Genomic DNA, 25813 nt, shown 5'->3' with positions numbered 1-25813 from the left:
TGCCCTCACCGAGGGCCTGCTCCCCGCTGCCGGGGCCGACGTCCAAGCCTACGCGGTCGCCCCGATCGCGACCACCGATTATGCCCAGGGCGACGGCCCCCGCACGTCGGAGGAGCCGTCGGCCGAAGAGCAGACGGCCCGACGGGCCGACGGGCCGACGAGCCGACGAGCCGACGAGCCGACGAGCCGACGATCACACGTAGCCGGCTGGATCGACGGCGGTGCCGTCCTCATGAACCTCGAAGTGGAGGTGGCAGCCGGTCGATGACCCTGTCGTGCCGACGTACGCGATGACGTCGCCCGCGCTGACCTTCGTGCCCGGGGAGACCGCAAAGCTCTGCAGGTGGTGGTACGACGTGGTGATGACGTGCCCGTTGTTCATGCCGTTGGACATGATCAGCTTGTTGCCCGCGGCGGAGTTGTAGGTCGTCTGCAGGATCGTGCCGGAGTGCGCCGCCTTGACCGGAGTTCCGCATCCCACCGGGAAGTCGTCGCCGGCATGGAACTTCCTGGTGCCGTAGATCGGGTGGACGCGCCATCCGAAGGTCGAGTTCATGACACCGCCGACGGGTCGGATCCAGCCGCTCTTCGTGCCGGCGCTGTTGCCGGAGCCCGATCCGCTGGAGCCGGAGGAGCTCTGGGCCTCCTTCTCCAGGCGCGCCCTCTCCTCCTCGGCGAGACGCTCGATCTCATCGTCGAGCTCGTCTCCCTGGTTCTCGAGCGACGTCTCCTGGTCCTCGTACTCGGCCTTCTTCGCCTCCAGGTCGTCGAGCTGGGACTGCTGCTGCTCGTAGAGATCGTCGAGCGCCTGCTTCGCGTCGGACGCCTCCTGCTCGGCCTCCTCCTTGCGCTCGACGGCCTCCTCGGCCTGCTGCTTGAGGTCGTCGATCTCCTCGCGGACCGCCTCGAGCCGGTCCGCGGAGTTCTCGGTGATGGCCTGGTCCTCCCGCAGCTCGTCCAGCCGGCTCCCCTGGGAGGCGAGCGTGAGCCGGTAGTTCATGGTGCGGTCGACTGTGTCCTGCGGGCTCGCGGAGCCGATGTAGACGGAGACGGGGCTGGGAGCACCGCTGCCCTTGTACGCGGAGATCGCGATCTCGGCGAGCTCCTCGTCCGAGCGGTCGACCTCGTCCTGGCCGGTCTCGACCTCCTCGGAGAGCTCGGCCTCCTCCTCCTGGGCGCTCTCGAGGCGCTCTCCGACGATGCGATCCTGCTCCCGAGCCTCCTCGAGCTCCGCCTGGGCGTCCTCGAGATCCTGCTGGGCCTGCGGGATGAGCAGCTCGGTCTCGGCGAGGTCGAGGTAGGTCTGCGAGAGGTCCTCGTTGACGTCGGCGAGCTCGATGCGCAGGTCCTCCAGCTGCTGATCGATCTCATCGCGCTCGGCGATCTTCTGCTCCTTGTCGCCGTCGGCGAACGCGCTCGGAGACGGGCCCGCCAGCACCGGCACCAGCACCATCGACACGATCGCGAGGGCGCACAGGCCGCGCCGCGCGGCAGAGGACCGTGCAGCGCCGGAGGACGTCCTGACCGTGGGGTTCGGCATGCTCATACCTTCAGATAGCGGTTCAGCGAGACGACGGAGGAGCCGATCGCGAGGACCGCTCCGGCGGCCACCAGGATCGGTGCGCACCACAGCAGATCCCCGGTGGTGATGGTGATCAGCTGCGAGCCCAGGGTCGGCGTCAGCCAGCCCTCGACGAGATAGTGCACGCCCACCCACAGCATGCCCGAGGCGATCAGGCCGCCGATGATCGCGGCGACAGCGCCCTCGAGCAGGAACGGGGCGCGGATGAACACGTTCGACGCACCCACCAGGCGCATGATCGCGATCTCCCGACGACGGTTGGCGACCGACATCCGGATCGTGGTGGCCACCAGGAGGGCGGCTGCGACCAGCATCAGCACGGCAAGGCCCAGCGCGCCGAGCGTCGACTGGTTGAGCACGTCGATGAAGGGTGCGAAGGTGCTCAGCAGATCCGTCACCTCGTCGACGCCATCGCGTCCCTGGAAGAACTCGACCACGGCCGCCGAGTCGTCGGCATCGCTGAGCGTGATGTGGAAGGAAACCGGCATGTCCTCCGCGGTGAAGTTCGAGACGAAGCCCTCACCAGCGAACTGATCCTGATAGATCTCCAGCGCCTCGTCCTGGCTCCGCTCCGCGTAGGACGCGACGTACGGGGAGAGCACGTCACCGTCCAGCGCGCTGCGGACCGACTCGATCTGCGCGTCCGTCGCACTGCCCCCCGCGCATGATGCCGACGTCGAGTGCGGTGAGCACATGTAGATCGTCACCTGCGACTGCTCGACGAGCGTCGCCTTCATGTCCATGATCTGCTTCTGCATCAGCAGTCCGGTGCCGACGAAGGTCAGGGAGACGGCGGTCACGATCACCACCGAGATGACCATGGCGATGTTCCGCCACAGGCCGGTGAGGATCTCGCCGAGGATGTAGCGCGCCCTCATCGAGCATCCCTCCCGGTGCTGTCGAAGGGGTCGTCCTCGAAGCCGTCGTCGTCCGCGGAGAAGGCGTCGTCCAGCAGACGGGCCTCGCGCTCGTCGATCAGCTCCTCGTCGAGCACATCGGCAGCTCCCTCGGAACGACTGCTGGCACCACCGCTGGCGATGGTGCCAGCACCGGTGTCGACGCTCGGACCGTCAGCCGACGCGCTCGACGCGGACCCGCCGGCCGGAGAGGAGCCGCTGGCCGGGGAGTCTGCGCCGGCCGGGGAGAGTCCCCCGGCCGCTGCCGGCTCCTCGCCGTCGGGCAGGTTCCCCGAGATCACGCTCTGCGGCGCGACCGAGGCGTACAGGCCTTCGCGGTCGTCGCGCACGACATGTCCGTCGACCATCTCGACCACACGTCGGCGCATGCGATCCACCGCAGCGCGGTCATGGGTGGCCATCACCACGGTGGTGCCGCGCTCGTTGATCTCGCTGAGCAGGTCGAGGATGCCCTCCGCGGTCGCCGGATCCAGATTGCCGGTGGGCTCGTCGGCCAGCAGGATCGAGGGACGGTTCACATAGGCGCGCGCGATCGCCACGCGCTGCTGCTCACCGCCCGACAGCTCATGCGGAAGCCTCCTGCCCTTGTCCTCCAGACCCACCATCTCGAGCATCTCCGGAACAAGGCGACGCACGACCTTGCGGGGCGTGCCGATCACCGCGAGCGCGAACTCGATGTTCTGGTAGGCGGTCTTCGAGGGCAGCAGACGGAAGTCCTGGAAGACCATGCCGATGTCCCGCCGCAGAGCGGGGACCTTCCACGACGGGATGCGGGAGAGGTCCTTGCCTGCCACGTAGACGGTCCCGCGGGTCGGGGAGGTCTCCTTGAGGACCATCCGCATGAGAGTGGACTTCCCCGATCCGGAGGCCCCCACGAGGAAGACGAACTCCCCGCGGGCGAACTCGATGTCGAGGTCCTCCACCGCGGGGTGCTGGCCACGCAGATACGTCTTGGTGACGTTGTCGAATCGGATCACGGGTGCCTGTCACATCGGGGAACGGTGCCAGCCCAGAGTAGGTCCCGGACGTCCCGAAGGTCGGGAACCGACCCCGGCGGCACGGTCAAAGACTTGGTCAAACCTGGTCGGCGGCGGACCGACGGTCCCTCGTCCGGGTGCGCAGGACTCTCAGTCCTCGTCGCGCCCCTGGCCGGCGCGCCAGCGGATGCCGGCGTCGATGAACTCGTCGATCTCGCCGTCGAACACCGTCTGAGGGTTCCCCTCCTGATGCTCGGTGCGCAGGTCCTTGACCATCTGGTACGGGTTCAGCACGTACGAGCGCATCTGGTCGCCCCAGCTGGCCTTGATGTCGCCGGCGAGCTCCTTGCGCTTGGCGTCCTCCTCCTGCTTCTTCACCAGCAGCAGGCGGGACTGCATGACCCGCAGGGCGGCGGCCCGGTTCTGGATCTGCGACTTCTCGTCCTGCATGGAGACGACGATCCCGGTCGGGATGTGGGTCATGCGGACGGCCGAGTCGGTCGTGTTCACGCTCTGGCCGCCCGGCCCGGAGGAGCGGAAGACGTCGATCTTCAGCTCGTTCTCGGGGATCTCGATGGAGTCGGTGGACTCGATCAGCGGGATCACCTCGACCGCGGCGAAGGACGTCTGGCGCCGGCCCTGGTTGTCGAAGGGGCTGATGCGCACGAGCCGGTGGGTGCCGCCCTCGACCGACAGGGTGCCGTAGGCGAACGGTGCGGAGACCTCGAAGGTCACGGACTTCAGGCCCGCCTCCTCCGCGTACGAGGTGTCCATGACCTTCGTCGGATAGCCATGACGCTCGGCCCAGCGCAGGTACATGCGCAGCAGCATCTCGGCGAAGTCCGCGGCGTCGACGCCGCCGGCGCCCGCACGGATCGTCACGACAGCATCGCGCTCGTCGTATTCGCCGGAGAGGAGAGTGCGCACCTCAAGCTCATCCAGCGTCCTGTGGATGCTGGTCAGCTCGGCCTCCGCCTCGCTGAGGGTCTCGGCGTCGTCCTCCTCCGCGGCGAGCTCGACCATGACCTCGAGGTCCTCGATGCGGGAGGCGAGCTCGCTGATGCGCCGACGCTCGGCCTGCGCGTGGGAGAGGGCGGCGGAGACCTTCTGCGCGTTCTCGACGTCGTCCCACAGGTCGGGGGCGGACGCCTGCTTCTCCAGATCGGCGATCTTCACGTCGAGGGCGTCGACGTCCGTCACCTGCTCGATCGACGAGAGCGTCGAGCGGAGATTCGGAAGTTCTTCGGAGAAGTCGATGGCAGCCACGAGGGGTGAGTCTACGGCAGGGCTGGCATGGCATCGCCGCGAACGTGGTCACGTCCGATCTCACGGCCCACTTCGCGACCGATCTCCACGAGCAGATCACGGCCTCGAGCCATGGCATCCTCGACGTCCTCAGCGCGGGAGAGCAGATCCCAGACCCTCTCGATCCCGGCCTCCTCGAGCTGGACGCCCGTCAGCGAGACGGCTCCCGCTGCGGCGAGGACGCGCCGCCCCCTGGCCCGGGCCCGACGCGCAACCTCTGCAGGGCCCTTGCCCTGCAGAGTCTGCTCATCGAGCCTCCCCTCACCGATCAGCACGACATCAGCCTGCTCGAGCTGCGCATCGAAGCCGAGCAGATCGAGCACCGCATCAGCACCGGAGACGAAGCGTGCGCCCAGCGCGTACAGCGCGAACCCGGTGCCCCCGGCTGCACCTGCCCCGGGACGATCCCGGTGCGGGCCCGACGACGCCTCGACGAGATCGGCATACGTGCGCAGGACGAGATCGGCCGCAGGAGCGCGGCCCTCGGAGAGCCCCTTCTGTGGTCCGAAGACGGAGGCCGCTCCCGCAGGACCCAGCAGCGGACTGGTCACATCACAGGCGGCGATCAGCTCCACTCCGTCGAGCGCCTCGAGAGCGGGACGGAGATCGACCGAGGACAGCTGCGCGAGACCGTCGTGCCCCCGAGCGATCGGGGACCCGTCGGCATCGAGGAGGCGCGCGCCGAGCGCGGCCAGCAGGCCGGCTCCCCCATCGGTGCTGGCCGAGCCGCCGAGACCGATCAGGAGCCGACGGGCTCCCGCATCACGCGCGGCGAGGATCGCCTCGCCGAGTCCGGCGGTGTGCGCCCGGCCGTGGTCGAGGCGGCCACCGGGAAGCCGCCTCAGGCCCGACGTCTCGGCCAGTTCGAGGACACCGTCCTGCCCGCGCAGCGCCCAGCGGGCGGGGATCCGCTCCCCCGTCGGCCCGGCGACGATGCTCTCGTGCGCCTCGTAGCCGGCGGCGATCGCCGCATCCACCGTTCCGTCACCGCCGTCGGCGATCGGACACATCGTGACCGTCGCCTGCGGGGCCGTCTCCGCGATGCCCTCGGCGAGAGCGCGGCAGACGTCGATGGCGCTCAGCGAGCCCTTGAACTTGTCGGGGGCGAGCAGGAGAGCCGGAGCGTTCCGGCGCTCCGCACTGCGTGCCTGATGGACAGCGCGTGACGATGGTGCGGGTCCAGCGGGCGCTCCAGGTGCTCCGGGGTCTGCGTGAGCTGCGGGGTCATCGGGGGCAGCGGGAGCTGCAGGGGCGTTCATCGGGCGCGGGCCTCTCCTTCGACGGCCACGGGAACCGAGGTTCCGGTTCCTCGTGTGAACCATCCTGCCAGCGGTGGGTCGACCTTCGCTGTCACGACCACGCGAACGGTCCCGTCAGGATCCACGTCGACGCTCGTGACCGTGATCCCCCGGGACCTCTGCGAGGTCGACGGATGCTCCGCGAGATGGCCTTCGGCGGCCTTCCGCGCCGAGGGTCCGTCCACGACGGTCCCCCCGCCGCCTGAGTACAGACGTGACGGCGCCATCGCCTCCGCGCCGGCGAGCGCTGCGGAGTCTGCCATGTCCTGCAGAGCCGCACGCTCGAGATGGACTCCGGTCACAGCGGTGCCGACGGCCATCACCATGAGGATCACGACGAGAACGCCAGTCGTCAGCACTGTCATGGAGCCGACCTGATCGGCGAGCCGGCCCGTGAGCCGGGCGGTGACAATCCGCAGATGCTGCAGACCTCGCCCTCCGCTGTCCTCCGTCACCCGGCTCATGCCCCGCGCCCCCGATGCACATCCACGGGAGCCGAGCGCGTCGAGGACACGGTGACCGGTCCGTCCTGACCGAGCACAGGCCCGAGCCCCGGAATCGGTACGGCGAGGTGCACGGTCGCCGTCACGGTTCCACCAGGTGTCGCACAGGGGTCGTCGCTGCAGGTGATCTGGACGGCATCACCGCCGGAGGCCGACTCCAGACCGAAGTCGGCAAGGACGAGATCGGTGTGCTCCTCGGCGCGGGCAGCAGCCGTGCTCGGGTCCCGCTCGACCGCATGGATGCGTGCGGCGTCGCGAGCGATGACGTCGGCCGCGAACACGGCCGACTGCAACGATCCGAGCGTGAGGACCATGTAGAGGCTCGGAATGAGCAGCGCGACCGCCAGGACGACGAACTCGACCAGTGCGTTCCCCTCCTCGGCCCCGAGACTCCTGGTGAGGGTCGATCCGAGCACCCTCACCAGCTCCCCCCGCCCCAGCTGTCCTCGTCGATCGCGTGCCCCTGGACGACGAGCCCGGCCGCTGGCCCGAGGATCCCCACGATAGGCATCGTCGCGCTGACGCGGACAGTGATGGTTCCGTCGGCTGCCCGGGTCGCGGTCGCCTCAGCATCCAGTGCCGAGGCGAGGCGCCCTTCCAGGAGCTGCTCGGCGCGAGCCGCGCCGTCCTGCGGACCAGCCCCCATGAGCGCGGCGTGATGCGCCCCGCGGACGGCCGCATCGGTCATCGTGTTGCGGACATGCAGGATCATCGAGGCCTGCACCACCGCGAGCGCGATCACGATGACCAGGACGGCGACCATCGGGAACTCGGCGACGGCCGATCCTGTATCGTCACGCATCGCTCGACGCAGGCGGCCGACGTCGGGGCCTCCCACCGGGGCGGACCTGCGGTCCGACGCGTCGCAGGGGCTCACACGGCTCTGCTGGGATCGGAACTCGCTTAGCACGATGCCGGTCTCAGAGCGAGCCGCCCAGGAAGGGCGCCATCGCGTTCGTGAAGATCTGGACGATCTGCTCGGACGCCACGGCCCATAGGGCGACCACTATTCCCGCAGTCATCAGCGTGACTCGTACCGAAAGGATTGTGGGGGGCCGGATCGGGGCACGACACGCACCAGCGTGGGCCCACCACGCCCCCCGGGGGTGACCTCGACCCGCTCGAGGAGCTCAGCGAGAGCGGCGCGGCGCTCGCCGGTGCCGAGGTAGTCCCAGTCGTCGAGGAGCTGGCGGGCTTTGGCGGGCGAGGGTGCGGGGGCGCCGAGGCGGGCGCGGGCGTCGGCGAGCTCGGCATCGAGCTGCTCGAGCCTGGTCTGGTACTGGGCGGCGGCGCGCTGGTGGATCTCTTCGCTGATGGTCTCCTCGGCGAGGCGCATTGCGAGGCGGGTGAGTGCTCCGTAGGTCTTCTCTCGCTCGCGTTCGAGGATCGGGACCTGGTCGACGGCGGGCGTCGGCGGGGCGACATCGATGTGGGTGCCGTGCGCGGGAGCTGTCTCCTGGAGCCACGTCCGAACGGCGGCCTCGGGGTATCTGGCGAGGGCGACGCCATGCGGGTGGGTGCGGGACTCGATCGCGAGCTTGCAGCGGACCTGCGGGCCGGACTCGCGTTCGGGTCTGGTGCTGTGGGACATCGATGCGCCGCAGGTGCCGCAGCGGACGAGGCCGGAGAGGAGGTGCTGGGATCGCTCGGTGCGGGGCCGCTGCTGCCGGTCCTCTCGCCGCCGTTGGTATCGCGCCCACTCGGTCTCGGTGATGACGGGCTCGTGGATGCCGTCGCGGTGCTCGCCCTTGACGAGGAGCTTCCCGGCGCCGAATCCGGAGTCGAGCATCCGGCGGAGTGTGCGCGCGGACCAGATGCCCTGCTGGCGGCCGTAGCCGGCGGCTGGGGGCACGCCGGTGCTCTGGATCCAGAGGTTGAGCGAGTAGAAGCTCTCGCCGTCGATGTAGCGGCGGTAGGCCTCGGCGAGGATCGGCCCGGCGACGGGGTCGGGGACGTGCAGCTTCGCGTCGCGGTCGTAGCTGTAGCCGAAGCGCGGCTTGCCGTTGGCAGGTTTGCCCTCGGCGATGCGCCGGGCGTGGGCTTCCCGCCAGACGTCACCGATCCGCTCGGACTCGAACGCGGCGAACTCCACCATGACGCCACGCGCGAGACGCCCCGTCGATGTCGAGGTGTCGATGGCTTCGGTCGCGGACTCGATCCGTCCGCCGGCCTTCTCGACGGTGTCGGCGGCGACCGCCCAGTCCTTCCGCGAGCGGGAGAGCCGCGACCACTTCCAGAGGATGATCACGTCGACCTCGCCCCGCTCGACCATCCCCATGACCCGCTGCACGGCCGGCCTGTCCCAGGTGCGTCCGGTGATCCCCGGGTCCGCCTCGACCGCCACCACCGCGTAGCCTTCTCGCTCGGCGTGTGCACGGCAGGCGGTCTCCTGCAGCTCGAGCGAGATCGACTCCTCCCGGTAGGTCGACTGCCGCATGTAGATCACCGCACGCGTCGCCTTCACCCTTCTCCCCACAGCTACTCCTTCTCGCTACTCCCCCGCCCCCGCGACGGGCCCTTGCTCAACCTACCCAGTGCGCATCCGCTAGCCGCTCTTCGAGCACGGCACGCTCGGCGGGGGTGAGGGCGTGGAGGCGGTCCTCGATCGTCTCGGGCATCACGTCGAGCTCCTCAGCGATGACGTAGGGGTGCGGGGACCAGGCGGCGGCGTCACCGAGCTCGTCGAGGTGGACGAGCCCGGTGGCGACTTCACAGTCGATGCCGTGCTCGATGACGGCGATGCAGTGGCCGCGATGCCCGCGCGCGTAGTGGACCAGCTCGTGCTCGAGGACGACGCGGCGGTCGACGGTGGTCAGCTGCTGATCGAGCCAGATCCTCGAGACGCCGTCCGTGAAGCCGAGCAGTCCCTCGGGCAGCGCGGCATCGATGATCTCCGGTGGACGCATGACCAGAGGCTACGCACCTGCACTGACGCCGGAGCAGATTCACAGACTCAGATGCTCGGCTGGGATACGAAGTCAGGTGTGGCCATCCTTGTGGGTGCCAGAGAGTTCGTCCCGGACATCGTTCAGCTCTACGTAGGCGACGTACATTCGGGGAATCGCAACGATGAAGATCAGGAAGAGGTACGTCGCTAGTGCAACAGGAACCGAAGCGCAGAGACCGTGCGGAACGGCGGGCCCGCCTGGCACCTGAGGCGTAGCTGTGTTCATAGCGACGACGAGACTTGCCGCGCACCAAGCAGCCGTGTAGCTGCCAGTTAGCAGATGAGCGGCGGTCTCGTCCAGGTAGTCGCGCTGGACACGCTCCGCGTCTCCCCACACATCCACGCGGTCGGTATACGCCTTGCGAAGCGAAGAGAGATGCGTGAAGGCAGTGAGCATGCCCCCCGCTAGGAGCGCGACTGCAGCGAGCAAGGGAGCGCTTGCGGAAAGCGGAACGTCAAAGGCTGCCACTAGCCCTCCAGAACCCACTGCGATGATGCGCATCGCCCACCGAGAGATTCGATCCGGCTTGGGATCTCCGTCCTCGCGGTAGTCAGCCAGACCTTTAGCATGTCCCCGGAGAAGCGCTGCGGGGTTGAATCGCGAGTCGTGCCACCACACCGGGACCACCTCCCTAGAGGTTGAGGTCTGCCAGGTTGATCCTGAGGGAAGCCATCGGCTGGACCATGCGACGGATGGTAGACCCCGCGTGAGACATCAGAGCAGTGTCACTCGGCCGGGCGTCGCCCTGCGGGTACTCGAAGAGTCTATCCAGCGCGTCAGGAGACACGCGTTGGTTCTGTCCGTTCTCCTCGGCAACCAGCTCGGCAGAGTCGAACTCCGCCGAGTCGATGAGGTCGCCGAAGAAGACGCCTGCAGTCCGTGCACCAAGCCGTTTGAGCACGGACTTGTCGTGGTGCCTCTTGCTACTGCGCTCCCAAGAGCGCACAAGCGATCGAAGGAAGTCCGGAGACGTGTCACTGATGTCCTGCTCGATCGTCACCGCCCCCGTGCTGCGGGCACCTGCCCCCGTTCGAGAGTTTCGGGTGAGCCGGATCTTTCCACCGTGCATCTCCTTGATGAAGCTCTCGAGCCGCTGATCATCGATCAGAGGCGTGAGCCGCCAACGCACCCATCCTGCACGCTGCCTCTCCACCGCGCCAAGTTGGTAGCAAAGGTCGTTGTGGCTCACAGCGTTCAGAATTCTGACCAGGTGCTGACCGGCGTTGACCCGTCCAATCGACTCGGCGACGAGGAACCCTGCAGTCCCCTTCGGCGGCAGGTGGAACCAAGCTCGGTACGGCCTCACCGGCGCCCGCTTACCCATCGGCGCGTTCCGCCAGACTCCGGTTGCTGGATCGAGCTCCGAAAGGGCGGGGAAGTCCCCCTCTCGCCCAAGGTGGAACGACCCGTCCAGGCGCGCCTGACGTTTCGACAGCCGGTCGAACTGCATGTGGAACGGCTTCTCGCCCTTCTTCGGCACGGTAGGGATCTGCACCGGAACGTCCACGTAACGCTGCTGACGGTGCTGATCCAGCGTGGAGTGAAGATGGTCGAGCGCGGCTATCCCTCCGTGCGACTCCCAAGACGCGAGCTTTGAGAGATCCAACGGAGTTCGCGCCGTCCCGTTGCACGCTTCCAGCGCGAAGATCCTGTAACCGTACTGAGTCACGCCCCACCGTCCTCTGCGTCGCGGTCCTGCTGCTGCCGCGCCTCGCGGCCGCGGTTCCGGCCGTGCTTGGCGGCGAGGTCGTACTCGCCCTGCTCCCAAGGGTGCGCGCCGGCGCCCTCGGCCGTGGCCCGGTCACGCGGCGGGGGATCCCCTGCGGAGCGGCGGTCGGCACTCCCCTGGATACGCGCGCTGGGGAGCGCATCGACCACGCGGGCGATGACGTCGGTTGCGTTCTCGACCGTTGCGGGCATGCCCAGCTGTTCTGAGGCGAGTCCGGTCCGGATGAGCTCGACGCCGACGTGGACCATGCCGTCGAGGGCGGTCTCGCGGTCGTCGACGCCGAGGAGCTCGAAGTCGGGCCAGCGGCCGGCGGCGATGAGGTGCTGCTCGAGGTAGGCCCGTACGCGGGCGGCGAGGTCCTCGTCGGTCGGGCTGGCCGTAAACCCATCTGGCTGAGCGTCACGCTCCAGCGGGCTGCTGTCGCGCGGAGGATCGGCTGATCCAGCGGGGGACGTTGCCCCGGTGTCGTCTGTGTCGTGTCCACTGTGCATCTCCCGTAGGGCCGCGAGGAGGATCCTGCGGTCGCGGTCGGAGAGGTCGGGATCGCGTGCGATGGCGACGGCAGCCCCGGTGCCTCCGGCGGTCATGTCGTGGACGCCCATGGTCTCCATCGCTGCTGTCGCGACATCGCGCTCGGGCAGGCCGAGTCCCACGCTGAGGGCGTGGATGGTCTCGTAGCTGATCGACTTGATCGGCTCCCGCTTGAGCTTCGCGACGTAGGCGTGGGAGATCGTTCTGTCCGTCCGTTCGTCGACGCGTCGCGCGATCTCGCGCAGCGTCCAGCCCTTCGAGTCCTCGACGGACTGGATGAGCTTCCCGAGCGGGTGGAGTGCGTTCACGGTGGACATCCTCGGCATGGACTGGGGCAGGTGGCCAGCGGCCTGGATACCGACACGCCGGAATCCAGTGGACACCAAGAGTGTCGCAGATCAGCGAGTCGAACATACGCCCATCGAGTACACGCGGTGATATGTCGCAGACACACCGACACTTGCGCGTGGACACCAGAAGGTGCATGATGTACTCCATCAGTGGACACCCGGACTCGGAGGAAGTACAGTGCAACTCGTCACCGACCCCCAGCACGTTGGAGCGATCTGGATGGAGCTCATCAACCGCGACAAGCTCGTACGACGCATGGAGAACCTCGGCGTCTCCCAGCGCGAGCTCGCACGAGCAGCCGGATGGAAGTCGCACAGCTACATGCGGCGCCTCATCACCGGCGAGGCGAAGACCCTGAACACCGACCCCGCCCTGCGCATCGCCCACTACCTCCATCTCGACGTCGACGACGTCTTCGCAACTCGAGTGGACTCTGAGCGTGCACATGCGGCTTCCGCGCGAGCACACCGCCGAAGCAGCCGCACCGCCGCCTGACCACACCACAGACACGGGAGTAGCGCCCATGAGCACCACCAGCATCACGAGCGACCTCGCCGCGAGGGTCTGGGACGACGAGATCGCGACCCGCACGGCCAGGGTCTCCGCGGCCCTCCACGCCCTCCGGCACCCCGACGCAGACGAGTCGACCCCGTTGCGCGAAGCACGGAAGGCCGAGCTCGCCACCCAGGAGGCCATGCTCTGCGGCCTCCTCGACGCCGCCCCCACCACCACCTCCCGCACCCGCATCGCCGAGGCACGCCGCGCGCTCGCCGGAATGGTGCAGGAGGACCTGGTGACGGTTGAGCCGGTGAGAGCCGAGACGGTGGTCGGCGGCTCTGTGGGGTCGGATCAGGATGCGCGGGAGACGGAGAAGGCCGTCGGCTGCCTGGTCAACGCCTACAACCTGAATCTGAGGATCTTGACCCGCCTGCTCGAGAGGTACACGCGGATCGCGGCCGCCGCCACGCCGGCCGGGTACGCGGATGGTCTCCGTAACGCGACCGAGACCGCACTGAGCGGCCTCGTGGCCGACATCGCCCACACTCCGGCGCGAGACCTCATCGATGAGGAGTCCCTCGCTGCCGCGCAGAAGGCTCTCGGCGTCTTGACCGCCGACGGGGCTGCTGAGAACGCCCCCACTGCCTGAACAAGAAAGCGCCCCGCCATGCAGGGCGGGGCGCGCGACCCTCAGAGAGGACCAGCTTCATGGACCAGCTTATCCCCATCAACCAGAACGCCGACGGCAGCATCGCCGTTTCCATGCGTGCCCTGCATGAGGGGCTCGGCGTTGGCCGAGACTTCACCAACTGGGCGAAGCAGATGTTCGCCTACGGCTTCGAGGATGGCACCGACTACTCCGAGGTTCTCGCCGGATCTGGCGAGAACCCCTCGGGCGGCAGGCCGCGTCGCGATTGGGCTCTCACCCTGGACGCCGCGAAGGAGATCGCGATGCTCCAGCGGTCGGAGCGTGGGCAGCAGGTGCGTCGGTACTTCATCGAGGCGGAGAAGGAGCTCCGTGCTCGTCGTGCGCCGCAGCTGACAGGGCCTGAGCTTATGGCGGCCGCGCTGATCGAGGCGCAGGCGACGCTCGAGCAGAGGAGCCGGGAGCTCGAGATCGCGAGCCCGAAGGCAGCGGCGTGGGATCACATCGTGTCGTCGGAGGGGTCGTGGTCGTACGAGGAGGCCGCGAAGGTGCTCTTCGAGCAGGGCGTGGTGCAGATCGGACAGAAGCGCCTGGTGGCCCGGCTCGTCGAGTGGGGCTACCTGTACCGCGATGCGAAGGACCGCCCGCACGTCTACCAGAGGTTCATCGAGCAGGGGCTGTTCGTCGTGAAGGCCAAGACCTTCGTGGACCAGAAGACCGGTGAGACCCGTGCGTCGTCGGCGCCGCAGGTCCGGATCACGGGGAAGGGCCTGGACATGCTCTTCCGTCGCTTCCGCGATGGCCAGCTCGATCTGCCGGGGATCGCGGCATGAGCGCCGCACCGGCGGCGTCCCGACGGGTGCATCCGCGCCGTGGCCGTCCTCGTCTGCTGCGGGACCTGCTGACGGCTCTCGCTGCCCCCACTGTCCAGTCTCACCGGAAGGAGTCCCACTGATGTCGACGAAGACGATCCAGGAGCAGGTCCAGGCGGGCGTCGATGCCCGTGTGGAGATGGATCTGCCGCTCGGCGCAGGGATCGCGCTGTCACGTGCGTACCGGCGGATGCTCGGCTACGACGGTTCCTCGGTGGAGGACGCGGCACGGGCGGCGATGTCGTCGACGGGCCCGTCGTTCGAGGTCCTCGTGGAGGGGATCCGTGAGCGGCGCCGCGCCGAGGGGGTGGAGGCGTGAGCGGGCGGGTGTTGCCGTTCCCGCGGTCGCCGCGACGGCTGCGGCGGATCGTGATCGAGCGGATCGGTCTGCCGCCGGCGGAACGGTGGCTGGTCGCGTGTGACTGCGGTGCGCAGAAGCGTCTGGGGTCGCGTGAGGAGGCGCGGGCGTTCCGGCGGTCGCATCAGGCCGATCACGCTCGCGCGGAGGCCGCGCACCCGGCGGGCAAGGCCCGCCCGGAAGGAGACCGGTCATGAGTCTGCTGTTGATGCTGGTGGGTTTCGCGGTCCGGGCCCTGCTCGCGATGGTGCTGGTCTTCGGGGTCGTGGTGATCGGGGTCCTGATCTGGGACGTGACGGTCGGGCCGACGGCGCAGATCGCGCAGGAGCGTCGGGAGGCGCGGGCGGCTCGTGATGCTCGCGTGGCCGCTGCTGCTCGTGGTGAGGGGGTGGCGGGCGAGTGAGTCGTCGTCGGTCGGTGTCGTTGCGTCCGCAGAAGCCCTCGCCGGTGTGTGAGGACTGCGGGGGCGAGCTGTGGTGGGCGTGGGGTCTGCACGGGAAGGTCTGGACCCCGCTGGCTCCGGAGCGGCTTCCGATCGATGGCCGATGGGGCACCTACGAGGTGTGGCCCGACGCGCATGGCGGGCTGTTGGCCCGCTATCTCGAGCCGGGTGCCCGGGGCACGCAGGTCGGGTCGTGGCGGGGTGTGCACCACAACGCGGCGTGCGGGCATTGGCGGACCGAGGCGACCACGGGCCTGGTCCGGGAGGTCGCGGCGGCGATCCCGGTGATGAAGGACGGGGACCTGCTCGCGTTGGGCCACAGGCTGCGCGGGCTCGGAGAGGACATCTCCGCACAGATCAGACGTCGTGCTTTGGAGGCCGGCGGAGAGCAGGAGGAGCAGGAGTGATGGAGCAGATCCAGATGGTGCAGATCGAGCGGCTGCACCCGCATGAGAGGAACCCGCGTCTGGATGTGGCGAGGGTCGCTGAGCTGATGGAGTCGATCCGGGAGAACGGGATCCGTGTCCCGCTGGTCCTTGCACCGCGTGAGGGCGCGGAGGGTGAGTTCACGGTGATCGCGGGGCATCGTCGGCTGGCGGCCGCGCATGGTCTCGGGCTGGCCGAGGTGCCGGCGCAGGTCGATGGGTCGCTGACGGATCCGGTTGAGCAGATGAAGCTGATGATCCTGGAGAACGTTCAGCGTGCGGGGCTGACTCCGGTGGAGGAGTCCCGTGCGGTGCAGGCGGCACTGGATCTGGGGATGTCCCAGGTCGAGGTCGCGAAGCAGACCGGTCTGGGGAAGCAGTGGGTCGCGGACCGGGTGAAGATCTCGAAGCTCGGTCAGGACACGGGCACTCGCATCCATGACGGGCAGATCAGTATCGAGGATGCGCTGCTGATCGCGGAGTTCCAGGATGATCCGGCGTCGGTCGCGGAGCTCGAGCTCGCTGCGGGTACGGAGCGGTTCCCGCAGAAGGTCGCGGAGGCGTCTCGCCGTCGGGAGGATCGGAAGCGGGCGGCCGCGTCGCGGAAGGCGGCGAAGAAGCAGGGGATGCGGCTCGTGGAGGCCGTCGTTTCGCTCGATGACCTGTACGTGGAGGGCCTGTTCACCAGCGAGAAGATCGAGGCGACGACCGAGGCGGCTGGGGACGACCTGACCGGGGAGGCCCTGTATGAGCTGCTGGCTGCGGAGCACGCCTCGTGCCCGGGACATGCCGGGACCGTCCTGAGGGAGGCGTGCTGGGTGCCCGGGCTGGGCAGTGTCCCGGCGGGGACGCTGGTCGTGGGATGCGATCAGCACGAGTCCCAGCATCCCTCCCCGACCGCAGCCAAGGACGCGGCCGACGCCGCGGACGCGGAGGCTGTGCCGCCGGAGCCGGTGAGGGATCCGTGGGAGGACCTGTCGGCGGAGGAGTTCGCGACGGCGAAGGTTCATCGTGCTCGCCACCTCGCCGCTGTCCTGCCCTGCTTCGACGTGTCCGCTGAGGCGAAGACCATCACGGTCAAGAGCATCGTCGCCCAGGCATGGCGGGGCTATGGCGATGACCTGGCCGGGTGCGAGCTGCTGGAGGCGCTGACCGGTGTCGAGGGCAAGACCAAGGTCGCCAGGGCTCTCCAGGGGTGGCCGCTGTCGGTGCTGGTCTGGGTCAGGGAGCACTGGTGGGAGCTGAACGCGCACCACAAGTACATGGGTGCCGGCCGCCCGGGCTCTTCCTACTGGGGTGAGTCCGGGGAGCTCCGCAGGCTGCTCGAGGCCACCGGGTATGCGTGGACGCCTGTGGAGCAGCAGGCGATCCTCCTGGCGACCGGCAAGGCCCATGACGCGCCCACCGAGCCCACCGGCGGCGACGCCGAGGGTGTCGAGGGTGCTGTGGCGGGTGATCGGGCATGAGCCGGGGGCTGTCGTTCCGGGTGTATGGCCTGGAGTTCTGCCGGATGCTGGAGGCGGTGGCGATGTTCCAGGCGCTGCCGCGGGAGACGGAGTCGTATGCGGCGGTGCGGTGCATCGTCTCGGCGGATGGGTTATCCCTGCTGGCACTGAATCTGCGGTCGGCGGCCGCGGGGCATGTGGAGCTCGCTGAGCAGGATGGCGTGGGCGTGTTCTCGATCCCTGCCGCGCAGGTGAAGGCGGTGCTGGCGATCTTCCGTCGGAAGCTGCCGAAGGAGGTCTCTGCCGACGAGTACGTCCTGGAGGTGACGCTGTCGCCGCTGGCGCTGCGGATCGCTGACGTGTCGGTCCTGTTCGATGGGGACGAGTTCCAGATGAGCGTCCCGGATGGGGAGCTGCTGGAGCGTGGCCAGGAGTCGGATGCTGACCGGGTGATGCGCACGGCCGGGATGGTCGCGTCGCTCGTGGAGGCGGACCTTCCGCTGGATCTGCGGCGCGGGGTGTCGTGGTCTCCGGCGGAGCTGGTGCGCCTGGGCCGCGCGGCGAAGGTTCTCGAGGGGCCGCTGTTCTTCCGGGCGGTGGGGAAGCATCTGCTGGCCACGGTCGGTGGGGAGACGGCGGACTTCGTCGCGCTGACGACAGCGTCGACGCCGGGCCCGGACGCGAAGGGCCCCTTCGAGGACCAGATCACGATCGATCACTGGCGGCAGCGGCTGCACGTCCTCGTCGACGAGGCGGTCCTCTCATGATGCACGGGGACGCGAAGCTGGTCTTCCTGGATCTGGAGACCACGAGTCTGGACACGGGGTCTGCGCGGCCGTGGGAGATCGGGATGATCGAGCGGATGCCGGATGGTCGGGAGATCCGGACCACGATCCTGGTCTCGGATGTGGATCTGACGGACGCGGATCCGCGGTCGCTGCGGGTGGGCCGGTTCCGGGATCGGCATGTGGATGATGGGCGTGCCCGCTGGCTCACGGAGGCGGAGGCCGCGGCCCGCGTGGAGGCGGCGACGCGTCCCGGGCGGGGCCGGGTGATCCTGGTGGGCTCCGCGGTCGGGGAGTTCGATGCCCCGATCCTGGCGAGCATGCTCCGCCGGCACGGCTATACCCCGGGCTGGTGGCATCACTCGGTCGATCTGGTGACGTGGACGATCGCCGCGATGGCGATGTCCCCGTTCACGACGGTGTCGCTGGAGGGCGCGTCGTCGTATGCCCTGTCTCGTGCTGCGGGGGCGGAGCCGCCGTCGGCCGATGACGTGCACACGGCGATGGGTGACGCCCTGTGGGCGATGCGCTGGTGGGACGCGCTGACCAGGGGGTGGTCGGTGTGACCACGGGACTGGTGTCGTGCGACTGCCCGCAGGCCCGTCATGAGCATGGGCAGCGGGGCATGTATGACCAGGATGGTTGCCGGTGCGATGCCTGCCGCAAGGCGCAAGCGGACCGTGGCCGGGAGCTCCGCCAGCGGCAAGCGCGTGCACGGGCTGCCGCGGCTGGCGTGACGCTGGGCGTGTTCACGGCGACGTTCCCCCTGTATGGGGGGATGTCGGCGGCCCGTCTGAAGCGGATCGCGCTGGTGCAGCTGCTCGACATGACGGCCGAGCAGGGCATCAAGGTGACGGGCGAGTGGACGTTCCGGGTGGATGGGGTCGGCCGGGACCGGCACCTGGTGGTGTGGGCGCTGGCGCAGACCGTCCGCCCCGCCGCGCAGGTCGCTGAGGCTGCGTCCACGTGGGCTGCGCAGCAGGAGGAGCGGCTTCCGCACCTCGCGGCGTGGGCGACCAGCCGCCTGGCCGAGGGGGTGGCGGCGTGATCGACCTTCCCTACGAGCCGTGGAAGCGGGAGGCGCTGTGCGCGCAGACCGACCCGGAGCTGTTCTTCCCGGAGAAGGGCGGCCCGACGAAGCTCGCGAAGCGGATCTGTCAGGCGTGCCCGGTGCGGGCGGAGTGCCTGGAGGTCGCGCTCGAGCGGGTCGAGGACGGGATCTGGGGCGGGACCTCTACCAAGGACCGCCAGCAGATCCGTGCCGCTCGTCGGGCTGGGGAGGCGCCGACATGCGCGTGATCCACACGGTCCCCGCGGGTGAGCAGGACTCCCATGACCTGCTCCAGCACATCTGCCCGTGCGCCCCGGACCTGGCCGTGACCGCCGGCCCCGGACGCTTCACCACCATCCGCTACCGCCACCACCCCCTCGACCAGGAGACCTCTGATGACCGAGACGACTGACCAGAACACCGACAGCAAGCCCGTGCAGCCCGCGTGGCTCGATGCAGCGGAGCGGATCGAGGTCCTGCTCCGCGAGATCGAGGGCGTCGGCTTCGTGACAGATCCCGTGCTCCTCTCCCGCCACCTGGCCGAGCGCGGCGTCCGCGTCGACACCGAAGGGACCGCGTTCTGGATGGCCCGCTGGCTCGAGGCCGCCAAGCAGCGCGACGACGCCGCCCTCCGGGCATACCTGTGGAAGGAGGTCGCGCGCGCCCTGCTCCGTCAGCGGAACGACTGGCGGACAGACGCGAGGCGTGAGGAGTACCGCGCAGACTATCTCGGCCGCGCCCATCGCGAGTGCCACATACAACGAGACGATGCCATCGCCCGCGCCGAGAAGGCAGAGGCCGAGCGGGACGACACCCAGGTCCTCCTGGACGACGCCCTGTCCGAGGTGGCCCGCTTCTCGCACATCCTCCAGGGCCACGACGAGATGACTCCCCGCGAGCTGCTGGACGCCGCGTGGGATGCCGCCTATGTGCCTGAGGACGGCGTGATCCCGGCGGGCGCGGCGTTCATCGAGCGGGAGGTCGACGGGCAACTCTTCCTCAACATCGACGGGCCAGCCTTCAAGCCCCTCTCCGCCTCCGAGGATGGCTACGAGCGTCGCCTCCTGGACGCACCCGAGCCCCAGAGGCCCGCACGCCCGGAGGGTGCCGAGGAGCTGGAAGCGGTCATCGGCCTCAATGCCGGGGCGTGGACAGCAGGGGCAGAGGACGTGCGCAAACTCGCCAACCTGCTCGCTTCCGAGGGTGTCCGTGCCACCGCCGCACTTACCGTGCCCATGGAGCCCGTGGTCACGGACAAGATGGTCGAGCGGGCGCGGCGCATGTACCCGCTCTCTTCGGGCATCGTCCGCGACATGCTCACCGCCGCGCTGACCGAGGACGGTGCGGCATGATCCACAGCTTCGACGAGGAGATCGAGGCGCGCGCGAAGGCGCAGAAGCCCCTCCGTGCAGCCGAGCAGATCCGCACTCTCGCCCTGCACCAGATCGCCGAGCATCTGCCGTTCGGCTTCGTCTGCCTGTGTGGGGCGGAGCTGGCCGATCTGAACGCGCCCGTCGATGACGCTCGCATCGGAGGCCGACAGCTCGCCATCGCGACCCATCAGGCCCAGGCGATCGAGGCCCTGACCAAGGACGGTGAGGAGCGATGAGCACGTGCCCCTACTGCTCCGAGGCCACTCCCCTGGACCCGGTGTGCTTCGCAGAGTCCATCCTCGTCTGCACCCGCAAGGTCGACCACGACGGCCCACACGTCGCATGCGGCACAGAACACCAGCTCGACACATGGGAGGACCCCCGATGACCACCGAGCAGTGCCGCTTCCTGACCATCGCCGAGAAGCCCTGGGTGGCCCCGGCCATCGGCGCCGGCGGCGCGCTCGCCGGTGCGATCACGGCGGTCGTGAGCCAGGACTGGAGCAGCGTGCTCTGGGCGACGCTCGCGGGGATGTGGGCGCTGATGCTGGCACTGCATCGGTGCCCGCCGCCGCCCCCGGTCGATCGTGGGCTCGTGATCGTCGACTTCGAGGGTGGCCCGCTGGACGGTGAGCTGCTCCCGGTGGGCGAGGTCCCTGCTCCACCGGAGGGCGGGGCGATTTTCTTCGACGGCGCCCGGTATCGGGTGCAGGGGGTGCACTGCACGCACTTCCGGTTCGAGCTCGAGAAGGTCGGCTCGTGAACCGGCATCGGCCCGGGTCCCGGGTCCGGCTGCGCCGCGGCCGCGTTGCGCACATTGTCGGCGGCGCCGAGGACGCGGAGGTCCGCTACACGCTGTGCGGGGTCCCGGTCCTGATGGATGACCAGGCTGCCGTCGACACCGATCCCCTGTGTTCTGCCTGCTACTCGCGGCCAGCCCGCCGCCCCCAAGGAAGGAAGGTTCGATGAGCACCGTCGGCAAGCTCTCCGCCGACGACATCGGCGCCAAGCGGATCATCGTCCAGCACGAGGGAAGCACTCTCTCCGGTCTCCTCACCGCGCTCGACATCTCCTCGGAGATCGTCACCGAGCACCAGATGAGTGGCGAGACGCGGCACTACCTCGTCGACGTCAAGGTCACCCTCACGATCGGCGCGATCACCATCGGTCCGCTGCGCCGGGAGCACCCGTGCGAGGTGATCGCATGAGGCTCTACCGACCTGTCGTCATCGAGTCGACCGCCCAGGCTGCCGCGCTGCCTGTCGGCACGATCGCACTCCTCGATCCCGACCAGCCCTCACGGTTCAGGAATCACGTTGCCGTCAAGGTCGCTGCCGGAGACAGCTCCCACCAAGTCCCGTGGCGCATCGGCGCCAGCGAGGTCGGCTGGGACGAGTCCCTGATCGGCTGGACCGCCCTCGTCCCCGTCGAGGCCAAGGAGGAGCGGATGCCCAGCCCCAGCATGATCAACGAGCTCCTGGAGCAAGCCGACTACGCGAGACGGCACAGTGCTTTCCCCCTCAGCAAGCTTCAAGCACGGGCTGTCCGCCGCTTCGTCACCCCCTGGGAGGACGCATCATGACCCGCTTCCGCTACTGCCCGTCCCAGAAGACCCTCGCCCGGCGCCACCGCCGCCGCGTCCGCCGCGACGCCCGCCGTGCCAGCACGCTCACATCGCTGGCCGCCCAGAGTGGCGAGCAGACCGTCACCTTCACGCTCCATATGCAGACCGACGCGTTCATGCGCGCCCTCTACCGCCTCGAGGTCACCCTCGACTCCGTGAGCCACCGCCTCCCGCTCTCCGACTTCGCCGCCTTCAATGCGGCGCTCCATGCTTCCCGTGACAGCAGCGGCCCTCGCCGGCAGCTGCTGGAGCGGGGCCGTGCTCCGAGGGGGAGGAGGTGATGCGTGATGCCGACGACGACCTTGTGTGAGTCCTGCGGCGGGGTGATCAACCCCGTCACGGGCGAGTGCAGATGCAGCGACTGATGTTGAGGAGGCAGCGTGTTCTTCACGCTCGTGGATGAGCTGAATGCGAATCCGAAGTTCCGGGACCTGCTCGGTCGCGGCCTGGAGAATGACGCGTCGGGATCGATCGCGATCACTCTCTGGACCATGGCCGGGACGGTGTCCCGCGGATCGTTCACGGACGGGCTGATCACCCGCGCGGACACGGTCCGCATCATGCTCAACCACGACTGGGCGGACCTCGGCGCCCGGGCCCTGGTCGACGTCGGCCTGTGGCATGACGCGTCGACGGAACAGGACTGTGAGACGTGCATGCAGCACCTCGCGTCCTGCCGGACGTGCCGGCCGCTCGGCCCGGCGGAGTACCGCTTCCACGACTGGTGGCAGCGGGCCTACGACCATGGCGTCCAGGCGAAGCTGAACATCGCCAAGAAGAAGGAGCTGCAGAACAAGGCGTTACGCGCTCAGGTCTGGGCGCGGGACTGCTTACCGGAGGATCCCGAGCGGGCGCGCTGCCGCCTGTGCGGGCACCTCATGAATCGCCAGGACCGGAAGTCCGCGAAGACGCCCACGATGGATCACATCGATCCGTGGATCGTCTGCGGTGCTGCCAACCTCGCGATGATGTGCAGGGAGTGCAACCAGAAGAAGGGCCAGCGGACGCCGGAGGAAGCGGGACTCACCCTGCGCCCGGCACCGCAGAAGGCCGACACCGTCACGCTGGATCCGGTGGACTCGCACCCGCATGGGGTCGCAGGGTCGCCGTCGATCCGCGTCGTGGACTCGCACCCGGACGGGGTCGCAGGGTCGCGCGTGGACTCGCACCCACAGAGGGTCGCTGGGTCGCGCGTGGACTCGCACCCACAGAGGGTCGCTGGGTCGCGCGTGGACTCGCACCCCGACGGGGTCGCAGGGTCGCGGATCACGGTGCCGGTCCAGGCTCCCGGTCGCCATCGAGTGGACGCAGAGGGCCGTGTCGGTTCCCCCGTTCCGGTTGCAGGGCCCCGGCCCTCTCCGTCCACTCCCTGGCTCCAGGAGGTCCCGATCACGGAAGCCCTCCCGGATCAGAGTCCCCCGCCGACTCTGATACCCGCACAGATCAGAGAACAGGAGCTGTCCTCGGGCGCGCGCGTGCCCGTAGGGGGTCCTGGTGATGGTGATGATTCAGGTACTGGTGACGGTGAAGGTGGTGGTTCCGGTAGGCGCCGCCGTCGGCGGCGCCGGGGTGGGTCTCCTGGTGGCTCCCCTGGTGCTGGGTCTGCTGGTGCTGGTGCTGGTGCTGGTGCTGGTCGGGGTAGGGCTGGGGATGTCCCTCCGGTGGACTACCTGAGGGTTCCTGGCCGGGAGGGTTCTCCGTTCAGGGATCACGTGGGTTCGTGGGTTGATCGGGATGAGCAGTCGATGTGTCCCCGGCATGGTCTGGATCGGCCGTGCTGGAAGTGCGAGAAGGAGGGGCGATGAGCGAGGGCCTGCATGATGGTTGGGAGTTCGAGAATCGGGTGAACCGTCTGAGGAATGAGCTGGCGGAGGTTCCTCGGCTGCTCGATGAGGTGTCGGAGGTGATGCTGTCGATCGGTCGGCAGTCGATCTCGATGGCTCCGTCGGGGTCGAGGGAGCGGCCGTTACCGGGTGGGCGTGCGCTGGCTGTGCTCGGTCCGGTAGCTGATCATGCGTCGGTGCCGGATGACCTGCCGCATCCTGTGACGGTCCTGCGGGATGTCGCGGATCTGGTGCGGGAGTGGCAGGGCGAGCGGTCGGTGGCGGGTGAGTCGTTGTCGTCGGCGATCGCGTTCCTCGATGAGGCGGCGCGGTGGATCGTGGCGCACGAGGAGCTTCTGCGATGGGTTGAGCAGCAGCTCGGTTTGACGCTCGGTCTGCTGCGGTCGCTCGTCGGTGATGTCGAGCGGGTGGAGCCGAGGACGATCGAGCTGCACGATGTCGAGGCGAGGATGCGGGAGCTGCTGGATGAGTCGCCGGAGTCGTGGCGGATGACGCCGGCGGAGGCGGACCACTTCTGGCCGGGCATCGCGGAGAGGATCAAGGCGCATCGGCGTCGGGCGAAGGCTCGTGCCCGGGAGGAGTCGAGGCGGCTGTCTGAGGAGTCTGGCGAGCGGGTCGATGTCGAGCCGGTGTTCTTCGCAGTGCCCGACGAGCGTGGCCGCTACGGCGCCGACGAGCTCGGGGAGTTCCATCGGATCCGTGGGCACGTGCGGACGGGGACACGCCGGGAGGCAGCACCTGCGTCGCCTCGTGCGGCAGGGATGTAGTACCCTGCGAGTGCGTGTTCAGCATGCCCTGACGCAGATCGAGAACCCCGGTGCAGCCCTCCCCTGGCGCCCGGGGTTCTCGCATGCCCGGGGCGGGTGTGGGCATGGCACTGCCCGGGCGCGTGGATGCTCCGCCCCGGGATCGCACAGGGATGAGCATCACCCCGCCACCGTCGGCGTCGGCCCTGGACCCGCTACTCCCCAGGGTCGGCGTCGCCGGTGTGCTCCGGGCGAGAGGAGTGCGGCGATGCCTCGTGCTCTGCGTCGTCCCTGTCCCGTTCCGGGCTGTCCCGACACGGTCGGTGTGCGGGAGCGGTACTGCCCGGAGCATGCCTCCCGGTATGAGCGCACCCGTGGCACCCGGCAGCAGCGTGGGTATGGGCGTGCGCATGATGCGGAGCGGGCGAGGTGGGAGCCCATCATCGCCACCGGCACGGTCCGGTGTGTGCGGTGCGGTGCCCCCATCGTGCCCGGCACCCGGTGGTCCCCCGACCACACGGACGACCGCACCGCCTACCTCGGTCCGGCACATGAGCGATGCAACCTGTCAGCTGCGGGACGTTCGGTCAAGCACCGCGGCAACGACCGTTGAGCAGCGCCGCGAAGGACCAGCTTCGGTCCCTCGCGAGCGTCGCCTGATCGCTCGTCGAAGGCCGCTTCGACGATCGATCGACGACCGAGACGAAACGCTCTGACCTGCGGTTTTGCTCGCACGGTCGTCGCTCGCGCCGACGATGCCCGACGCTCTGACCTGCGGCGATGGGTGGGGGGACCCCCTCCCCCCCGCGGGTCCAGGGACCGCCGGGGAGGAGAACACGCACCGCCGCAGGTTGAAGGGTTCTGATCAGGGGGTCCCCCTGGGCCATCTGAGGGGCCCGAGCGCCCGGTCAGGAGGTGCCCGATGCCCGGTCCGGCACGTCGCCCGGCGCTCGCCGTGCTCCGAGAAGGGAACCCCTCGCATCGACCGGTCGACGAGCCAGTGGTGCTGCCGCCGTCGGAGTTCCCGGAGCCCAACTGGGCGCGGGAGTTCCCGGAGGCGAAGGCCCCGCGGAAGCCGAAGGAGCCCGTCCGGGAGGATGACGAGTCGATCGAGCACTTCACCCAGCGGGTCTATCGCTGGGAGAAGCAGCTCGAGACCTACGAGCTTCGTCGGCAGGCGATCAACGGCACCCGCTTCGTCCGCAAGCGCGCCGCCGAGGAGTGGGCCCGTGTCGTGCCGATCCTGCGGAACTCGATCGGCTTGTCCGATCCGGACTGGTCGATCGTCGTGGACATGTGCGTGTGCATCGCCCGCCTGGAATGGTGCGAGCACGAGCTCGCCCGACAGGGTCTGATCGTGATGGGCCAGCGTGGTGCCGCGAAGAACCCGCTGACGACCGTCGCTGGCCAGTACCGCGTCCAGCTGAAGACGTACATCCGTGAGCTCGGCCTGTCGCCGAGCGCCCGGACTGGTCTGCCCTCGACGCCCGGCGGCGACGACGAGGACGACGACGGGATCTTCGACTGACCGCCAGCGCTCCCCCGGCGCCGTGCACGGCCAGGG

34 protein-coding genes and 1 pseudogene are annotated in these 25813 nt (G+C 69.0%); 22 read left to right on the top strand and 13 right to left on the bottom strand.

Annotated elements, in window-relative coordinates; all coding sequences use genetic code 11:
* Positions 1-193: 193 nt before the first annotated feature.
* From ACZ5AJ_RS04080 to ACZ5AJ_RS04020, 13 genes are all read right to left on the bottom strand, one after another.
* A complete protein-coding gene (locus ACZ5AJ_RS04080; protein ID WP_464137331.1) occupies positions 194-1540 on the bottom strand; it encodes a murein hydrolase activator EnvC family protein in 1347 nt (448 codons plus the stop codon).
* Between the two features lie 2 nt (positions 1541-1542).
* Positions 1543-2460 (bottom strand): permease-like cell division protein FtsX, encoded by a 918-nt coding sequence (ftsX, locus tag ACZ5AJ_RS04075; protein WP_464137329.1) that lies wholly within the window; start codon positions 2458-2460, stop codon positions 1543-1545.
* Positions 2457-3476 (bottom strand): cell division ATP-binding protein FtsE, encoded by a 1020-nt coding sequence (gene ftsE / locus ACZ5AJ_RS04070; protein WP_464137328.1) that lies wholly within the window; start codon positions 3474-3476, stop codon positions 2457-2459. The genes ftsX and ftsE overlap by 4 nt, the downstream gene beginning before the upstream one ends.
* 150 nt (positions 3477-3626) lie before the next feature.
* Entirely contained in the window at positions 3627-4742 is a 1116-nt protein-coding gene (gene prfB, locus ACZ5AJ_RS04065) for a peptide chain release factor 2 (protein WP_464137326.1), read from the bottom strand.
* An 11-nt stretch (positions 4743-4753) separates the two neighbouring features.
* Positions 4754-6040 (bottom strand): glycerate kinase, encoded by a 1287-nt coding sequence (locus tag ACZ5AJ_RS04060; RefSeq protein WP_464137325.1) that lies wholly within the window; start codon positions 6038-6040, stop codon positions 4754-4756.
* Entirely contained in the window at positions 6037-6543 is a 507-nt protein-coding gene (locus ACZ5AJ_RS04055) for a pilus assembly protein TadG-related protein (RefSeq protein WP_464137323.1), read from the bottom strand. Before ACZ5AJ_RS04055 ends, ACZ5AJ_RS04060 begins: the two co-directional genes overlap by 4 nt.
* On the bottom strand, positions 6540-6998 hold the full coding sequence (locus ACZ5AJ_RS04050) for a hypothetical protein (protein ID WP_464137322.1): 459 nt from the start codon (positions 6996-6998) through the stop codon (positions 6540-6542). Before ACZ5AJ_RS04050 ends, ACZ5AJ_RS04055 begins: the two co-directional genes overlap by 4 nt.
* Before the next feature lie 2 nt (positions 6999-7000).
* On the bottom strand, positions 7001-7384 hold the full coding sequence (locus tag ACZ5AJ_RS04045; RefSeq protein ID WP_464137320.1) for a TadE family protein: 384 nt from the start codon (positions 7382-7384) through the stop codon (positions 7001-7003).
* Between the two features lie 219 nt (positions 7385-7603).
* The gene (locus ACZ5AJ_RS04040) at positions 7604-9046 is read right to left on the bottom strand and encodes a recombinase family protein (protein ID WP_464137318.1); all 1443 of its coding nucleotides are present in this window, start codon (positions 9044-9046) and stop codon (positions 7604-7606) included.
* Between the two features lie 58 nt (positions 9047-9104).
* Positions 9105-9488, bottom strand: coding sequence for an ImmA/IrrE family metallo-endopeptidase (locus tag ACZ5AJ_RS04035; protein ID WP_464137317.1), 384 nt, complete (start codon positions 9486-9488; stop codon positions 9105-9107).
* A 72-nt stretch (positions 9489-9560) separates the two neighbouring features.
* Positions 9561-10031 (bottom strand): hypothetical protein, encoded by a 471-nt coding sequence (locus tag ACZ5AJ_RS04030; RefSeq protein WP_464137315.1) that lies wholly within the window; start codon positions 10029-10031, stop codon positions 9561-9563.
* A 130-nt stretch (positions 10032-10161) separates the two neighbouring features.
* Positions 10162-11199: a hypothetical protein gene (locus ACZ5AJ_RS04025; RefSeq protein WP_464137313.1), complete on the bottom strand. Its 1038-nt coding sequence runs from the start codon at positions 11197-11199 to the stop codon at positions 10162-10164.
* Positions 11196-12098, bottom strand: a complete 903-nt coding sequence (locus ACZ5AJ_RS04020; RefSeq protein ID WP_464137312.1) for a hypothetical protein — start codon at positions 12096-12098, stop codon at positions 11196-11198. Before ACZ5AJ_RS04020 ends, ACZ5AJ_RS04025 begins: the two co-directional genes overlap by 4 nt.
* A 220-nt stretch (positions 12099-12318) precedes the next feature.
* On the opposite strand from ACZ5AJ_RS04020, the gene ACZ5AJ_RS04015 reads away from it, so the two are divergent.
* The 22 genes and pseudogenes from ACZ5AJ_RS04015 (at position 12319) to ACZ5AJ_RS03910 (ending at position 25777) form a co-directional block, all read left to right on the top strand.
* Positions 12319-12636 (top strand): helix-turn-helix transcriptional regulator, encoded by a 318-nt coding sequence (locus ACZ5AJ_RS04015; RefSeq protein ID WP_464137310.1) that lies wholly within the window; start codon positions 12319-12321, stop codon positions 12634-12636.
* Positions 12637-12664: 28 nt separating this feature from the next.
* Positions 12665-13288 carry a hypothetical protein gene (locus ACZ5AJ_RS04010; protein ID WP_464137309.1) on the top strand — a complete coding sequence of 208 codons (624 nt, stop codon included), beginning with the start codon at positions 12665-12667 and terminating at the stop codon, positions 13286-13288.
* A gap of 59 nt (positions 13289-13347) precedes the next feature.
* Positions 13348-14118, top strand: a complete 771-nt coding sequence (locus ACZ5AJ_RS04005) for a phage antirepressor KilAC domain-containing protein (RefSeq protein ID WP_464137306.1) — start codon at positions 13348-13350, stop codon at positions 14116-14118.
* A 121-nt stretch (positions 14119-14239) separates the two neighbouring features.
* Positions 14240-14476, top strand: a complete 237-nt coding sequence (locus tag ACZ5AJ_RS04000; RefSeq protein WP_464137304.1) for a hypothetical protein — start codon at positions 14240-14242, stop codon at positions 14474-14476.
* A 232-nt stretch (positions 14477-14708) separates the two neighbouring features.
* On the top strand, positions 14709-14918 hold the full coding sequence (locus tag ACZ5AJ_RS03995; protein ID WP_464137301.1) for a hypothetical protein: 210 nt from the start codon (positions 14709-14711) through the stop codon (positions 14916-14918).
* Positions 14915-15364 (top strand): hypothetical protein, encoded by a 450-nt coding sequence (locus ACZ5AJ_RS03990; protein ID WP_464137299.1) that lies wholly within the window; start codon positions 14915-14917, stop codon positions 15362-15364. Before ACZ5AJ_RS03995 ends, ACZ5AJ_RS03990 begins: the two co-directional genes overlap by 4 nt.
* Positions 15364-16848 carry a ParB/RepB/Spo0J family partition protein gene (locus ACZ5AJ_RS03985; protein WP_464137297.1) on the top strand — a complete coding sequence of 495 codons (1485 nt, stop codon included), beginning with the start codon at positions 15364-15366 and terminating at the stop codon, positions 16846-16848. Before ACZ5AJ_RS03990 ends, ACZ5AJ_RS03985 begins: the two co-directional genes overlap by 1 nt.
* Positions 16845-17594, top strand: a complete 750-nt coding sequence (locus ACZ5AJ_RS03980) for a hypothetical protein (protein ID WP_464137295.1) — start codon at positions 16845-16847, stop codon at positions 17592-17594. The genes ACZ5AJ_RS03985 and ACZ5AJ_RS03980 overlap by 4 nt, the downstream gene beginning before the upstream one ends.
* Positions 17591-18178 (top strand): hypothetical protein, encoded by a 588-nt coding sequence (locus tag ACZ5AJ_RS03975; RefSeq protein ID WP_464137294.1) that lies wholly within the window; start codon positions 17591-17593, stop codon positions 18176-18178. Before ACZ5AJ_RS03980 ends, ACZ5AJ_RS03975 begins: the two co-directional genes overlap by 4 nt.
* Positions 18179-18237: 59 nt before the next feature.
* On the top strand, positions 18238-18660 hold the full coding sequence (locus tag ACZ5AJ_RS03970) for a hypothetical protein (RefSeq protein ID WP_464137292.1): 423 nt from the start codon (positions 18238-18240) through the stop codon (positions 18658-18660).
* Positions 18657-18911 (top strand): WhiB family transcriptional regulator, encoded by a 255-nt coding sequence (locus ACZ5AJ_RS03965; RefSeq protein ID WP_464137290.1) that lies wholly within the window; start codon positions 18657-18659, stop codon positions 18909-18911. Before ACZ5AJ_RS03970 ends, ACZ5AJ_RS03965 begins: the two co-directional genes overlap by 4 nt.
* The gene (locus ACZ5AJ_RS03960) at positions 18902-19075 is read left to right on the top strand and encodes a hypothetical protein (RefSeq protein WP_464137287.1); all 174 of its coding nucleotides are present in this window, start codon (positions 18902-18904) and stop codon (positions 19073-19075) included. The genes ACZ5AJ_RS03965 and ACZ5AJ_RS03960 overlap by 10 nt, the downstream gene beginning before the upstream one ends.
* Positions 19059-20015 carry a hypothetical protein gene (locus tag ACZ5AJ_RS03955; protein ID WP_464137286.1) on the top strand — a complete coding sequence of 319 codons (957 nt, stop codon included), beginning with the start codon at positions 19059-19061 and terminating at the stop codon, positions 20013-20015. The genes ACZ5AJ_RS03960 and ACZ5AJ_RS03955 overlap by 17 nt, the downstream gene beginning before the upstream one ends.
* Positions 20012-20272: a hypothetical protein gene (locus ACZ5AJ_RS03950; RefSeq protein WP_464137284.1), complete on the top strand. Its 261-nt coding sequence runs from the start codon at positions 20012-20014 to the stop codon at positions 20270-20272. Before ACZ5AJ_RS03955 ends, ACZ5AJ_RS03950 begins: the two co-directional genes overlap by 4 nt.
* 148 nt (positions 20273-20420) lie before the next feature.
* On the top strand, positions 20421-20798 hold the full coding sequence (locus tag ACZ5AJ_RS03945) for a hypothetical protein (RefSeq protein WP_464137282.1): 378 nt from the start codon (positions 20421-20423) through the stop codon (positions 20796-20798).
* A gap of 202 nt (positions 20799-21000) precedes the next feature.
* Positions 21001-21243 (top strand): hypothetical protein, encoded by a 243-nt coding sequence (locus ACZ5AJ_RS03940; protein ID WP_464137280.1) that lies wholly within the window; start codon positions 21001-21003, stop codon positions 21241-21243.
* On the top strand, positions 21240-21617 hold the full coding sequence (locus ACZ5AJ_RS03935) for a hypothetical protein (RefSeq protein WP_464137279.1): 378 nt from the start codon (positions 21240-21242) through the stop codon (positions 21615-21617). Before ACZ5AJ_RS03940 ends, ACZ5AJ_RS03935 begins: the two co-directional genes overlap by 4 nt.
* Positions 21614-21940, top strand: a complete 327-nt coding sequence (locus ACZ5AJ_RS03930; protein WP_464137277.1) for a hypothetical protein — start codon at positions 21614-21616, stop codon at positions 21938-21940. The genes ACZ5AJ_RS03935 and ACZ5AJ_RS03930 overlap by 4 nt, the downstream gene beginning before the upstream one ends.
* A gap of 210 nt (positions 21941-22150) precedes the next feature.
* Positions 22151-22621, top strand: a pseudogene (locus ACZ5AJ_RS03925) (hypothetical protein); the annotation flags it as partial.
* A 541-nt stretch (positions 22622-23162) separates the two neighbouring features.
* A complete protein-coding gene (locus tag ACZ5AJ_RS03920) occupies positions 23163-23333 on the top strand; it encodes a hypothetical protein (protein WP_464138794.1) in 171 nt (56 codons plus the stop codon).
* A gap of 127 nt (positions 23334-23460) precedes the next feature.
* Complete coding sequence (locus ACZ5AJ_RS03915) at positions 23461-24270, top strand: hypothetical protein (protein WP_464137275.1); 810 nt, start codon at positions 23461-23463, stop codon at positions 24268-24270.
* A gap of 901 nt (positions 24271-25171) precedes the next feature.
* Complete coding sequence (locus ACZ5AJ_RS03910; RefSeq protein ID WP_464137273.1) at positions 25172-25777, top strand: phage terminase small subunit P27 family; 606 nt, start codon at positions 25172-25174, stop codon at positions 25775-25777.
* Positions 25778-25813: the final 36 nt, after the last annotated feature.

Source organism: Brachybacterium zhongshanense (assembly GCF_055385755.1).
The sequence above is the reverse complement of the archived record's forward strand: the minus strand, read 5'-3'. Positions and strand labels throughout refer to the sequence as shown.